This window comes from Pseudomonas fragi (assembly GCF_900105835.1).
Taxonomy (GTDB): domain Bacteria; phylum Pseudomonadota; class Gammaproteobacteria; order Pseudomonadales; family Pseudomonadaceae; genus Aquipseudomonas; species Aquipseudomonas fragi.
In genome coordinates this window covers 22,896-36,034 of record NZ_LT629783.1, presented here as the reverse complement: position 1 = coordinate 36,034, position 13,139 = coordinate 22,896, and the positions used below count along the sequence as shown (strand labels likewise).

The 13,139-nt window shown below is 60.1% G+C and carries 12 protein-coding genes; 7 read left to right on the top strand and 5 right to left on the bottom strand.

The window, feature by feature from the left end:
- Positions 1 to 56: 56 nt before the first annotated feature.
- From cycA to BLU25_RS00155, 3 genes are all read right to left on the bottom strand, one after another.
- Positions 57 to 1,466, bottom strand: coding sequence for a D-serine/D-alanine/glycine transporter (gene cycA, locus BLU25_RS00165; protein ID WP_016780330.1), 1,410 nt, complete (start codon positions 1,464 to 1,466; stop codon positions 57 to 59).
- A gap of 393 nt (positions 1,467 to 1,859) precedes the next feature.
- Positions 1,860 to 3,188, bottom strand: coding sequence for an ATP-binding protein (locus tag BLU25_RS00160; protein ID WP_029611344.1), 1,329 nt, complete (start codon positions 3,186 to 3,188; stop codon positions 1,860 to 1,862).
- Positions 3,185 to 3,865, bottom strand: coding sequence for a response regulator (locus BLU25_RS00155; RefSeq protein WP_016780328.1), 681 nt, complete (start codon positions 3,863 to 3,865; stop codon positions 3,185 to 3,187). Before BLU25_RS00155 ends, BLU25_RS00160 begins: the two co-directional genes overlap by 4 nt.
- A 177-nt stretch (positions 3,866 to 4,042) precedes the next feature.
- Between BLU25_RS00155 and BLU25_RS00150 the strand changes: the two genes are divergently transcribed.
- The 5 genes from BLU25_RS00150 to BLU25_RS00130 all read left to right on the top strand — a co-directional run bounded on the left by BLU25_RS00150 (position 4,043) and on the right by BLU25_RS00130 (position 9,299).
- Positions 4,043 to 5,086 (top strand): SEL1-like repeat protein, encoded by a 1,044-nt coding sequence (locus BLU25_RS00150; protein WP_016780327.1) that lies wholly within the window; start codon positions 4,043 to 4,045, stop codon positions 5,084 to 5,086.
- A gap of 92 nt (positions 5,087 to 5,178) precedes the next feature.
- Positions 5,179 to 6,921 (top strand): protein-disulfide reductase DsbD, encoded by a 1,743-nt coding sequence (dsbD, locus tag BLU25_RS00145; RefSeq protein WP_083369458.1) that lies wholly within the window; start codon positions 5,179 to 5,181, stop codon positions 6,919 to 6,921.
- Positions 6,922 to 7,794, top strand: a complete 873-nt coding sequence (locus BLU25_RS00140) for a TlpA disulfide reductase family protein (RefSeq protein WP_016780325.1) — start codon at positions 6,922 to 6,924, stop codon at positions 7,792 to 7,794.
- Entirely contained in the window at positions 7,773 to 8,546 is a 774-nt protein-coding gene (dsbG, locus tag BLU25_RS00135) for a thiol:disulfide interchange protein DsbG (RefSeq protein WP_016780324.1), read from the top strand. Before BLU25_RS00140 ends, dsbG begins: the two co-directional genes overlap by 22 nt.
- A 204-nt stretch (positions 8,547 to 8,750) precedes the next feature.
- A complete protein-coding gene (locus BLU25_RS00130; RefSeq protein ID WP_016780323.1) occupies positions 8,751 to 9,299 on the top strand; it encodes an RNA polymerase factor sigma-70 in 549 nt (182 codons plus the stop codon).
- An 86-nt stretch (positions 9,300 to 9,385) separates the two neighbouring features.
- Here the strand turns inward: BLU25_RS00130 and BLU25_RS00125 are convergent, their stop codons facing one another.
- The gene (locus BLU25_RS00125) at positions 9,386 to 10,177 is read right to left on the bottom strand and encodes a substrate-binding periplasmic protein (protein ID WP_016780322.1); all 792 of its coding nucleotides are present in this window, start codon (positions 10,175 to 10,177) and stop codon (positions 9,386 to 9,388) included.
- Positions 10,178 to 10,365: 188 nt separating this feature from the next.
- On the opposite strand from BLU25_RS00125, the gene BLU25_RS00120 reads away from it, so the two are divergent.
- Both BLU25_RS00120 and ppnP read left to right on the top strand, forming a co-directional pair.
- Positions 10,366 to 10,908 (top strand): 3'-5' exonuclease, encoded by a 543-nt coding sequence (locus tag BLU25_RS00120; RefSeq protein WP_016780321.1) that lies wholly within the window; start codon positions 10,366 to 10,368, stop codon positions 10,906 to 10,908.
- A 78-nt stretch (positions 10,909 to 10,986) separates the two neighbouring features.
- The gene (gene ppnP / locus BLU25_RS00115; RefSeq protein ID WP_016780320.1) at positions 10,987 to 11,268 is read left to right on the top strand and encodes a pyrimidine/purine nucleoside phosphorylase; all 282 of its coding nucleotides are present in this window, start codon (positions 10,987 to 10,989) and stop codon (positions 11,266 to 11,268) included.
- Between the two features lie 98 nt (positions 11,269 to 11,366).
- Here ppnP and BLU25_RS00110 read toward each other — a convergent pair whose 3' ends face one another.
- Positions 11,367 to 13,130, bottom strand: a complete 1,764-nt coding sequence (locus BLU25_RS00110) for an ABC transporter transmembrane domain-containing protein (RefSeq protein WP_169716030.1) — start codon at positions 13,128 to 13,130, stop codon at positions 11,367 to 11,369.
- Positions 13,131 to 13,139: the final 9 nt, after the last annotated feature.

The window sequence follows — 13,139 nt, the reverse complement described above, 5'->3', positions numbered from 1 at the left end:
AGGGGCGGCACACCCTGTGCCGCCCCCCAGGCAGAATCAATGTCGTGAAGCGGCCATCAGTCGGTCTGGCAAGCCAGGTCCGCAGCCTCCTGCTTGTTGCGCAGCACCGAGCGATAGCCCAGGCCCAGCACCACGAACCACAGCGGCACCATGTACAGCGCCTGGCGAGTGTCATCTTCCAGGGCCAACAGGGTCAGGATAAACACGAAGAAGGTCAGGCATACCCAGACCATGACCTTGCCGCCGGGCATCTTGTACTTCGAGGCACGGTGCAGGTGATCGCGCTTTTTGCGATAGGCCAGGTAGGACAGCAGGATCATGGTCCACACGAACATGAACAAGGTAGCCGATACCGTGGTGATCAGGGTGAAGGCCTCCATCAGGTTGGGCACCACATAAATCACCAGCGCCCCGGCCAGCAGGCAGATACAGGAGAAGATCAGGCCATTGGACGGCACTGCACGGCGCGACAGGTTCTTGAACTTGCTTGGGGCATCGCCGTCCATTGCCAGGCCGAACAGCATGCGGCTGGTGGAAAACACGCCGCTGTTGGCCGAAGACGCCGCCGAGGTCAGCACCACGAAGTTGATGATGCCTGCGGCGGCGGGCAGACCGGCGAGCATGAACAGCTCCACGAACGGGCTCTTGTCCGCCACCACATCACGCCACGGGGTGACCGCCAGGATCGCAATCAATGCAAACACATAGAACATGATGATGCGCAGCGGAATCGAGTTGATCGCCCGTGGCAGGTTGCGCTCCGGGTTTTTGGTCTCAGCGGCGGTGGTGCCCACCAGCTCAATGCCCACGAACGCAAATACGGCAATCTGGAAACCGGCAAAGAAGCCCATCAGGCCGTGGGGGAACATGCCCCCGTCATTCCACAGGTTGGCCATGGAGGCCGAGTTGCCGGTGGGCGACTGGAACGCCGTGGTCACCATATACAGCCCGGTGCAGACCAACGCGCAGATGGCCACGATCTTGATCATGGCGAACCAGAATTCCAGCTCGCCGAACATCTTCACCGTGATCAGGTTCAGTGACAGCAGCAGCGCAACGCAGCCGATGGCCGGCAGCCAAAGCGGGATGTCGGGGAACCAGAAGTGGGTGTAGCCGGAGATGGCAATCACATCGGCGATACCGGTCACGATCCAGCAGAACCAGTAGGTCCAGCCAGTGAAGTAGCCGGCCATCGGGCCCAGCAGGTCTGCGGAAAAGTCGATGAAAGATTTGTACTTGAGGTTGGATAACAGCAGCTCGCCCATGGCGCGCATCACGAAAAACAACATGAAACCGATGATCATGTAGACGAAGATGATCGAAGGACCTGCGAGGCTGATGGTCTTGCCCGAGCCCATGAACAGACCGGTACCGATGGCACCGCCAATGGCAATCAGCTGGATATGACGGTTGGACAGGCTGCGTTGCAGTTCCGGTTCTGGGGTATCAGGTCGGTGATTTTGCATGAATCATCCTCTTTTATTGTTCTTGTACGGGGTCCCTGGACCCGATAAACATCATGTTTATCAGGAGCGGACCAAGGGACATGAGCACGTTCTGTGCCAGCCTCGTACAAGCGGTCAAGCGGGCCGTTTATGCGCCGTGGAGTCTGTGTTTGGGTGTAAAGGAATCACTCCACCAAATACCGTTTATGGATGATTCGCTGGAGCGCGGGTACTGTAAACCATGCTCCAACTGAAGTTGTAACGAAATCAGTCCATTGGAGCGTATTCGTACCGTTGCCGGCCTGAGGGGCTTTTTTTCGGGAGCGGGCTTGCTCGCGATGGCATGGCCTCGACCGACCTGCAAGACCGCGTTGCCTGTATCGCGATCAAGCCCGCTCCCACAGATGATGCGCCTCACGCGCTCCTTTTCAGCGGCATGCGCAATTCAACCCGCAAGCCATCGGGCTGGCTGTCGAAGCTCAGTTCACAGCGGCAACGCTCGACAATCGCCTGCACGATCGCCAGGCCCAGGCCGCAACCATTGCTGTTGCCATTACGCCAGAAGCGCTGGGTCATGTGCTGCAGGGTTTCGGCAGGGATGCCGGGGCCGTGGTCGCGCACCTGGTATTTGACCTGCGGGCCGTCAACGCTCACCGTCAACTCGACCTGGGTACCCGCCGGGGTGTGGCGCAAGGCGTTGTCCAGCAAGTTGCGCAGCGCAGCGATGGCCAGCACCGAAGGCACTTCAAGCGCCGTGTCCGGCAGCTCGGGCGGCAGGTGCAGGCGGATCCGCTCACCCTCGCCCGCCGCCGCATCATGAACCGCGAAATGCGCCACTTGCCCTGCCGAGCAATTGACCCCGTCATCAAACGACAGGCTACCCTCGACCCGCGCCAGCAGGAGCAATTGCTCCAGGGTGCGGTGCAGGCGGTCGGCGCCTGCTTCGGCATGGGCCAGCGACTGTTCACGGGCCTCACCCTCGGTCATGCGCGCCACTTGCAGGTGGGTCTTGATCGCGGTCAGCGGGCTACGCAGTTCGTGGGCGGCATCCCCGGTGAGGCGACGCTCGCGCTCGATGGTCCTGGCGATACGGGCAAACAACTGGTTCTGGGAATCGAGCAGCGGCTTCAGCTCACTGGGCAGCGGTGAAATGTTCAACGGCTGCAAGGAGTCGGCGTCGCGGCGCATCAGGGCATCACGCATTCGGCTGAGCGGCGCCAGCCCCTGGCCAATCCCCAGCCACAGCAGCAGCAGGCAGACGATCAGCGCCATGCCCACCGGCACCGAGGCCGCCAGCAGCACCGACAGGTTCAAGGCCTCGCGCTCGACCTGGCGGTCAGCCGTGGTGATGCGTACATCACCACGGTCCAGGGTGAAGGTGCGCCAGGTGGCGCCATCGATGACCTGATCATGAAAGCCCGCCGCCTGGGACTGCATCGGCTGGTCCGGGTTGTTGTGGCTGCGGGCCAGGATCTCGCCGCGCAAGGAGCTGACCTGGCAGGCCATGCCGCCAGGGATGGTCAGTTGCTCGGCACTGAAATGGGTGCCCTCACCTTTTACCGGCAATTGCGGCAACTGCTCCAGCAACCCGGCGACCATGCGTGCCGAAGCCACCAGGCGCTGGTCAAGGGAAAACATCATCTGCTGACGCAGGTCGCTGAGCATCCAGGCCGCCGCCAGGGCCCAGACCAGCACAAACGCCGAGCCGATGGTCAGGCTCAACCGCAGGCGCAGGCTCATCAAGCTTGGGGCTCTGCGCCATCGGCAGGGCCGAGGCGATAGCCCAGGCCGCGCACGGTTTCGACAATACCGTTGCCCAATTTGCGCCGCAGATGATGGATATGTACGTTCAGGGCGTTGCTCTCCAGTTCATCACCAAAGCCGTAGATGCTGTCCTTGAGCTGATCGCTGGACAGTACCCGCCCGCGGTTATGCAGCAAGGCTTGCAGCAGCGCCTGTTCACGGCGGGACAAGTCTACCGGCTGGCCCGCCAGCAAGGTCACGCGGCTGCTGGGGTCGTAGCTCAGGGGGCCATGCTCGATCAGGTTGACACTGCGGCCTGCGACACGGCGCAGCAGGGTGTGCAGGCGGGCAGCCAGCTCGCGCAGGTCAAATGGCTTGAGCAGGTAGTCGTCGGCCCCGGCCTGCAAGCCGTCCACGCGGTCGGTGACCGAGTCACGGGCGGTCAGGATCAGCACCGGCAACTCAAGGCCCTGCTGACGCAACTGTTGCAGCAGCTTGAGACCATCTTCGTCGGGCAGGCCCAGGTCGAGCACCATCACATCGAACTCGGCGGCCTTGAGCATGGCCCGTGCCGCGCCGGCACTGGCCACATGTTCCACCGTCAGGCCCTGGGCCGTCAGCCCGGCCTTGATGCCGCTGGCAATCAGTTCGTCGTCTTCGCAAACCAGTACATGCATGCTGATACCCGCGTAAATGAGCCGATTAAAAGGTCGTGGGATTAAGGGCGGATTATGCCGTGGAGCCAGACATCATGCCTCCTGACTACGCCACCCGGCGTTATATATGTAGTGCACAGCATCTCAGATGCAGCCCTACCCTGAACGCCTGTCCATCCACACTTAAAAGGTACTTGTATGCAGGTATTCACTGATGAATTTTCCTGGCTCCTCGAAGGGCTACCCACCTACACCCTGCTACATGAAAAAGGCATGCGCCTTTATAACCTCGGAGCTTTGAAGCATGCCGAACAGTTTTTACAGTTGCCTGCAACAACAGGTAATGCCGACGCTCAGTTTGCGCTGGCCGATATCATTGAACACACCCCTTCTGAAAACTCGAACCAAATCACTACGCTCAAACAGCAGATTGAGAGAATCTTGCAAATTGATCGTCCGGGGGAGTTTTACTCGCAACTGGTTGCACGGGCTACACAGCTGATCGAAACGCTGGAGGACAACCAAAAGGCCCGGTACTTGCCTCTTTATGAAGCATCTGCCGAGCAAGGAAATATAGACGCGATGCTGCGCCTGAGAGGTAATGCCTGGGAAGCAAGAGCACACAGGCAACTCGAAAGCGGCGTCCGCAACCACGACCCCGAGGCAATCTTGAACATGTATGCGCTAACCAGAGATCTGGCCTGGCTAAAACATGCTGCTGCAACCGGGCATGCCATTGCTCAATATCTGTTGGCCACTCTCTACGATAAAGACCCGGCACTGGTGACGGACGGAGCAGATCCGCTAGACACCGTATACGAATTGATCGCCAGCTCGGCCAATGGCGGATACCCGCCTGCCATGTATTGGTACGCGAACCACATTGAAAACCGCAATAATTATCCGTTTATTCAACAATGGCGAATCAGGGAGGCCCAGGCAGGCAGCATCAATGCGGTTCAACAGTATGGTCTGGCATTGAGCGGCATGAACAGCGATGACTCCCATAACGACACCCTCAGCGGATTCGAGGCCGACTATGTAAAGGGGTATGCCCTTTTATGGCTGGTTAACCAGATCAAGGGTCGAGGCCACAACCCCTACAATATCCCGAACAAACTTGCACACCTCGAATCCGAGTTGAGCACTGAGCAGATTGCTGCTGCCAAAAGAGCTGCCCATGAGTGGCGCCAACAATACCCGCTGCTATCCGAGTTTCGCTTGCGCACCTGTTTACGCTGACCCTGCAATAACCTCGGCCGACCAAGCATTAACACTCGGTTAATCGACACCCCCCAAGGTGGGCTCTATTCGTAAACACCAAGGTCTGGCGCATGTCTCGTTTGTTTATCTTTTTCTTGTTGATGTTCACGGGTTTTAGCCAGGCATACGCCAGTGAAGACCCGTTTGCACAACAAGCTGACTTTTTGCCGGTAGGCAAGGCGTTTGTATTCAGCAGCGAGCACCTGCCCTCCGGCGAGACCCGCCTGCAGTGGAAGATTGCCGACAGCTACTATCTGTATAAAAAACGTTTCAGATTTGACGGGCTCGACGCCGCGCACACGCCTGTATTGCCACAAGGGCTGGAGCACAGTGATGAGTTTTTTGGCGCCACCCAGGTTTATCGTGACAGCGTTGCAATCGTGATCCCGGCGGGAGCCAGCGGTCAGGTCAAGGTCAGTTGGCAAGGCTGCGCCGATGCCGGCCTGTGCTACCCGCCACAAAGCCAGGCTGTCGACTTGGGTGGCACCCAGGCAGCTAGCGTGGAGGGTCAGGCCCAGGACCAGTCACTGGCGACCACATTGCAACAGCGCTCATTGGGCTGGAGCCTGCTGCTGTTCTTCGGCCTGGGCCTGTTGCTGGCCTTTACACCGTGCTCGCTGCCCATGCTGCCGATTCTGGCCGGGCTGGTAGTGGGCAGTGGCGCCACACCCGGGCGCGGTTTTGCCGTGGCCGGCAGTTATGTGATCAGCATGGCACTGGTCTATGCCGGGCTGGGTGTACTGGCAGCGCTGCTGGGCGCCAATTTGCAGGCCCTGCTGCAACAACCCTGGCTGCTGGGCAGTTTCGCCGCGCTGTTCGTGATACTGGCGCTGCCGATGTTCGGCTTTTTCGAGCTGCAATTGCCCGCCGCCCTGCGCGACCGCCTGGAAACTGCCGGGCGCGGCCGCAAAGGCGGCAGCCTGTTGGGTGCAGGTATTTTGGGGGCCCTCTCGGGCTTGCTGGTAGGCCCCTGCATGACCGCGCCGCTGGCGGGTGCCCTGCTGTATATCGCGCAAAGCGGCAATGCGGTTGAAGGCGGCTTGGTGCTGTTTGTAATGGGCCTGGGCATCGGCGTACCGCTGTTGTTGCTGGTGACCGTGGGCAGCCGTTTCCTGCCCAAGCCAGGTGCGTGGATGAACCTGATGAAGGGCCTGTTCGGTTTCCTGTTCCTGGGCACCGCGTTGTTGCTGGTGCGTCCGGTGCTCGCCGAGTCGTTGTGGCTGGGCCTGTGGGGCGTGCTGCTGATCGTGCTGGCCTGCAGCCTGTGGCAGCAGGCGCAGGTATTCCTGCGCGCCAGACCTCTGTTCAGCCCGCTCAGCCTGCTGGCAGGATTGTGGGGCAGCCTGCTGCTGGTGGGCGCCGCGGGGGGCGGCACCGAACTGTGGCAACCGCTGCAGGTGTATACCGCCAAAACCGTGGCAGGCGCTTCGGCCAATACCGCCCATTACACCTTTATCACCATCAAGGACCCGGCCAGCCTGGACCGCGAGTTGGCAAGCGCCAAGGCCGAAGGCCAATGGGTAATGCTCGATTACTACGCCGACTGGTGCGTGTCGTGCAAGGTCATGGAAAAACAGGTATTTGCCAAACCCCAGGTGATGGATGCCCTGCAAGGCGTGCGCCTGTTGCGTCTTGACGTAACCGCCGATAATGTCGCCAGCCGCGAGCTGCTCAGCCGCTATCAAGTACCCGGCCCGCCCAGTTTTATCTGGATCGGCCCCAATGGCGTTGAGCGTCGCGGGCAACGCATCACTGGCGAAGTCAACGCCCAGACCTTTTTGAATAACTGGAACGCCACTCGGGAACTCCTCTAAATGCTCACCCTGACCATCGGTTCGTTTGCGCTGGCCATCAATCACTTGCTGCTGATCCTGGCCCTTGCCCTGGCGACACTGGTGGGCTGGCGGGTGGCCAAGCGCGGTGGTGAAAACCCGGAGTCAGTGCTGTTCAGCCTGTTTTTACTGGGTTTGCTGAGCGCACGCATCGGCTTTGTGCTCAGCTACTGGCGCTACTTCAAGGACGACCCGCTGCAAATTCTCGACCTGCGCGATGGCGGTTTTTTACTGTGGCCAGGGCTGTTGGCAGTGCTGGTCGGCGCGCTCATCTGGGGCTGGCGCCGCGCCGGGTTGCGCCGCCCCCTGGGCTGGGGGCTGGCCAGCGGCCTGGCGTTCTGGCTGCTGGCCAGCCTTTCAAGCAACCTCTACGAAAAAGGCACGCGCCTGCCAGAACTGGTGTTGCGCAATGCCAATGGCGAGTCGGTGCAGTTGAGCAGCTATCAGGGCGGCCCGCTGGTGATCAACCTGTGGGCCACCTGGTGCCCGCCATGCCGCCGGGAAATGCCGGTGCTGCAAAACGCCCAGCACGAGCATCAGAACGTGACGTTCCTGTTCGTCAATCAGGGTGAAAGCATGCAGAGTGTCAGCACCTTCCTTGAAACCCAGGGCTTGAACCTGAGCAACGTGCTGTTCGACAGCGGCGGTCAACTGGCACAAAAGGTCGGCTCCATGGCCCTGCCGACTACGCTGTTCTATAGCGCGGATGGCCGGCTGCTGGGCAGCCATTTGGGCGAGCTGTCAAAAGCCAGCCTGGCCCGGGCGATGGAGCCTTTCAACCTGAACACTTCAATGTCGGCCCAACAGGCCGACCCTGCCAGGAATCAGCACACATGTTTAACCGCAAATTGCTAACCCTGAGCATGGCTACCCTGCTGGGTGCCGCGCTCCTGCAATCGCCTGCGCTGCAAGCCGAAGAGCTGCCGCCGGCAATCAAGAAGATTGAAGCCAAGGGCGCCAAGATCATCGGCAGTTTCGATGCCCCCGGCGGCTTGCGTGGTTACGCCGCCCAGTACCAGAACCGTGGCATGGCGCTGTACCTGACCCCCGACGGCAACGTACTGGTGGGCAACCTGTATGACGCCGACGGCAAGGACTTGAGCCTGGCCCCCCTGCAAAAACTGGTGTACGAGCCAATGGCCAAGCAGGTGTGGGCCGAGATGGAAAAGAGCAACTGGATTGCTGACGGCAAGGCCGATGCGCCGCGCATCGTGTACCTGTTCAGTGACCCGAACTGCCCGTACTGCAACATGTTCTGGGAGCAGGCCCGCCCCTGGGTCGACTCGGGCAAGGTGCAACTGCGCCATATCATGGTAGGCATCATCCGCGAAGACAGCCCGGCCAAATCCGCGGCTCTACTGGCCGCCAAAGACCCGCAGCAAGCCCTTCACGAACACGAGAAAGCCGGCAAGGCCAGCACCCTCAAGCCCCTGGCGAAAATCCCGGCTGACGTACAGGCCAAGCTCGATGCCAACGCGCAGTTGATGGAGGAACTGGATGTGGCGGCCACCCCGGCCATTTTCTATCTCGACGAAAAAGGCAACCTGCAACAGCAGCAAGGCGCGCCGTCGCCGGACAAGCTGGTGCAGATCCTCGGGCCCAAGTAAAACCCGCAGGCTGCGATCGCCGGGGCACGGGATCGCAGCCTCGCCAGCGCCGGCGTGAGCCAGGTCTCAGTTCGCCCTTTTAAGGTGCGATTAATTCTGTTTCTCAATTGACAATCATTATCATTAAGCCTAGCTTGTGAACAGCTGTGTAGGACGCCTCCCACGAAGAGGTCCTCACTCACTCATTCGCAGCAGGTGATCTCCATGACGGAACCCATGTCCACAGGCAAGTGCGACTCACCCCTACTTCAAGCCTTTGTCGATAACCGGCTGGTGCTGGTCAAAATTGCAGCCCGCATCACCGGCTGCCGCTACAGGGCTGAAGATGTGGTGCAGGATGCCTTCTTCCGTTTGCAGTCCGCACCGCAGATCACCTCGTCCTTCAAGGCCCAGCTCAGCTACCTGTTCCAGATCGTGCGTAACCTGGCGATCGACCACTACCGCAAGCAGGCGCTGGAGCAAAAATACTCGGGCACCGAAGAAGAAGGCCTCAATGTGGTGATCCACGGCGCTTCGCCGGAAGCCTCGCTGATCAATTTCTCGACCCTGGAACATATCGCAGTGGCGCTCACCGAATTGCCGAGCCGCACCCGCTATGCCTTCGAGATGTATCGCCTGCACGGCGTGCAGCAAAAGGACATCGCCAAGGAACTGGGCGTGTCGCCGACCCTGGTCAACTTCATGATTCGCGATGCCTTGATCCATTGCCGCGAAGTGTCGGGCACTCACGCCGATACCTACGCGCGGCGTTGATACTGCTGCGCCAACAAAGGCTGACATAACCTGTAGCCGCTGCCGAAGGCTGCGATCGGCGGCGAAGCCGGCGCAAAATCCCCTCCCTACATCCCCACCACGGCAATCTTGTAAGGTGCAAAAATAGCTTGCAGCTGGCCGTTGTCACGCAGCTTTTGCATCATCTGGGCAAAATTGCGGCTCTGGATTGGTGCTTCTGGCCGCAGCAAGGCGTAATGACGATAGGTCTGGTCGACCCGTTCGGACACCATCACCCGCGAACGGGTCTCAGGGTCGCTGCGCAACATCTCGATCAGGTTGGAGCGGGTCATCAAGGCAATATCCGCACGACCGCGCAACACCATCAACAGATTGCTTTCGTGGGAATAGGTCAGGGTTGCCGCAAACGTTTCGGCAAGGTACTTGGGTGCCGGGTTGAACCCGGCAAAGGCGTAGTGATAGCCGCTGAACAGCGCAAGGCGCTTGCCGCTCAAATCATCAAAATAGCTTTGCTGACGATCAGGCTGCTGGCGGGCAACAAACACTTCAGCGTCTTCCAGCCCCATATCAACGGCAACGTAAGAGAACGCCTGCCAGCCCCAGGCCGGGTTCTCGAACATCAGCATGTCCACCCGCCCCCGCTCGAAATCGCGCACACGTCGCGGCACAGAACTGGGTACCAGGACAAATCGGTAGTCGTCCTGCAACTGGTTGAGGGCATCGAGCAGTTGCGACAGCAAGCCGGTGTCGACGCCGCGTTCGGGGCGTACGGTATACGGCGGAAAATGCGCAGCACCCACCCGTACTTCCTGGGCGCACCACACCGGTGTCAGCCAGACCATACCGAGGGTCAGCAACAGGCTGTGGGCCAACTGTAGCGGCGAACACTTCAAAACCATACGCACCTGACGCCGCCCCGGGCTGGAACTTATTGATCGACACGCGACCTGAGATCGGGCACGCACATCATTAAAGCGCATATAGACTAGCAAGCAAGCCCCCTGCCGGCCCACTACAAAATAAGCGCCTGGCCCCGGGTTTTAGCTACGCTCCCACTTCACGCCGATGCTGTTAAAGGAAGCTGCACATGCCTCACTGGCTGGTAATTGACCTGGAAGCCACTACCGATGATGGCGGCTGGCCCCTGGAGGAAATGGAAGTGATTGAAATCGGCGCCAGCGTGGTCACCCGCGCGGGGCGTGAGGTGGATCATTTCCAGCGTTTCATTCGCCCGCAACGGCGCCCCCTGTTGACGCCTTTTTGCCGCCAACTGACCCGCATCACCCAGGCCAATATTGATGCGGGGGCACCGATGACGCAGGTGTGGGAACAGTTCGAACGCTGGTTGGGCCAGCACCTGCCCAAACTGGAAGGCTGGGCCAGCTGGGGCGAATACGACCGCAAACAGCTGGAGCAGGAATGGCGCCAACAGCAACTGCACAGCGCCCTGCAGCAATTGCCGCACATGAACCTCAAGCAGCAATTTGCCAGGGCCCGCCAGTTAAAGCAGCCGCTGGGCCTTAACAGCGCCCTGCAACTGGCCGGGATGCAGTTCAGTGGCCAGCAGCACCGGGCGCTGGAAGACGCGCGTAATACCGCGCGTTTATTGCCGCTGGTGCTCAAGGGCTAGGGCCACAAAAGGGCGTGACGGGATAAAACCGCTTCTGCATACTGGCCAGCCCTTTTTAGCCCATTCCGAGGAATCGCCATGTTTAAAGTCAACGAATACTTCGACGGCACCGTCAAGTCGATTGCCTTCGCCCAAACCGAAGGCAAGGCCACTATTGGCGTCATGGCTGCGGGCGAATACGAGTTCGGTACTGCCGAACGTGAAATCATGCATGTGGTCTCCGGCGAGCTGAGCGTCAAGCTGCCGGGCAGTAGCGAGTATGAAACCTTCAAGACCGGCAGCCAGTTCAATGTGCCGGCCAACAGCAAGTTCCAGCTCAAGGTCGCAGTGGATACCGCTTACCTGTGTGAGTACCGCTAAGGCCAAACCCCTGTGGGAGCGGGCTTGCTCGCGATGGCAGCACCGCGATTTCACTGATAGACCGCATTGCCTGCATCGCAGGCAAGCCAACTCCCACACTAGACCGTCGCATTGAACTGCAACGCCGCCAGCCGCGCATACAGCGGGTTGCTGGCGATCAATTGGGCGTGGGTGCCGATGGCAACCAGTTTGCCCTGGTCCATCACCGCGATACGGTCAGCATTCTGCACAGTGGCCAGACGATGGGCGATCACCAGCGTTGTACGCCCCCGCATCAGGCTGGGCAAAGCCTGCTGGATTAAATGCTCGCTCTGGGCATCAAGCGCACTGGTAGCCTCGTCCAGCAACAGGATCGGCGCATCCACCAGCAACGCCCGGGCAATTGCCAGACGCTGGCGTTGCCCTCCCGACAACCCCAGGCCGCCATCTCCCAAATGGGTTTTATAACCCTCGGGCATTTGCAGGATAAAGTCGTGGGCATGGGCAATGCGGGCCGCCGCCTGGACTTGCTCGTCACTGGCCCCGGCATTGCCGTAGCGAATGTTGTCTTCAATGCTGCCAAAAAATAGCGCCGGGGTTTGCGACACCAGGGCAAAGCAGCGACGCAAGTCCTGCGGGTCAAGCTGGGTGATCGGTTGGCCTTCCAGCAGAATCCGGCCTTGCTGGGGGTCGTAAAAGCGCAGCAACAAGTCAAACAATGTCGACTTGCCTGCCCCCGAAGGCCCGACCAGCGCCAGGGTTTCTCCCGCATTGACCGTCAGGCTCAAGCCGTCAATGGCATGGCTTTCTGGCCGTGAGGGGTAGGAAAAACGCAGGTTTTCCAGCTGAAGATGACCTTCCACCCGCGCGGGCAACACGCGCAAATCCGTGCTCGGTGCCAGGATCAGGCTTTTTGCCTGCAGCAGTTCGGCGATCCGCTCAGCCGCCCCCGCCGCCTGTTGCAGCTCGCCAATCACCTCGCTCAAGGTGCCGAACGCACTGCCAACCACCAGGCTGTAAAACACAAAGGCGGCCAGCTCGCCGCCGGTGATGCGCCCGGCGATCACGTCCATGCCGCCCACCCACAGCATCACTCCCACAGCCCCCAGTACCAGCAGGATCACCAGGGTAATCAGCCAGGCCCGTTGCAGGATACGTTTGCGGGCAGTGGCAAACGCATGCTCGACGGTGCTGGCAAAGCGCTGCTGGTCTTGCTGTTGATGGTTGTAGGCCTGCACCGTCTTGATCTGGCTCAGGGCCTCGGCCACATAACTGCCGACATCGGCGATCCGGTCCTGGCTCTGGCGCGACAGGCTGCGCACCCGACGGCCAAAAAACAGAATCGGGACCAGTACCAGCGGCAAAGCGACCACCACGATACTGGTGAGCTTGGGGTTGGTGACAAACAACAGGATCACGCCGCCGATCACCATCAGGCTGTTGCGCAGGAACAACGACAGTGAAGAACCGATCACCGATTGCAGCAGAGTGGTGTCGGTCGTCAGGCGGGACTGGATTTCCGAGCTGCGGTTGTTCTCGTAGAACCCCGGGTGCAAGCCGATCAGGTGATTGAACACCTGGCGCCGGATATCGGCGACCACCCGCTCGCCGATCCACGACACCAGATAAAAGCGCACAAAGGTACCCACAGACAAACCCAGCACCAGTACCAGGAAAAATCCGATGCTCTGGTTGAGCAGGTGCGGCGACTGGGTCATAAACCCCTTGTCGACCAGCAGCCGGATACCCTGCCCCATCGACAAGGTGATGCCTGCCGTGACAATCAGAGCCAATAGCGCACCAAAGGCTTGCCAGCGATAGGGCGCAATAAAATGGGTGGCCAGACGAATGGCGCGGCGGTGACGGGAAGACAGCATCGGCAGGTATCCAGA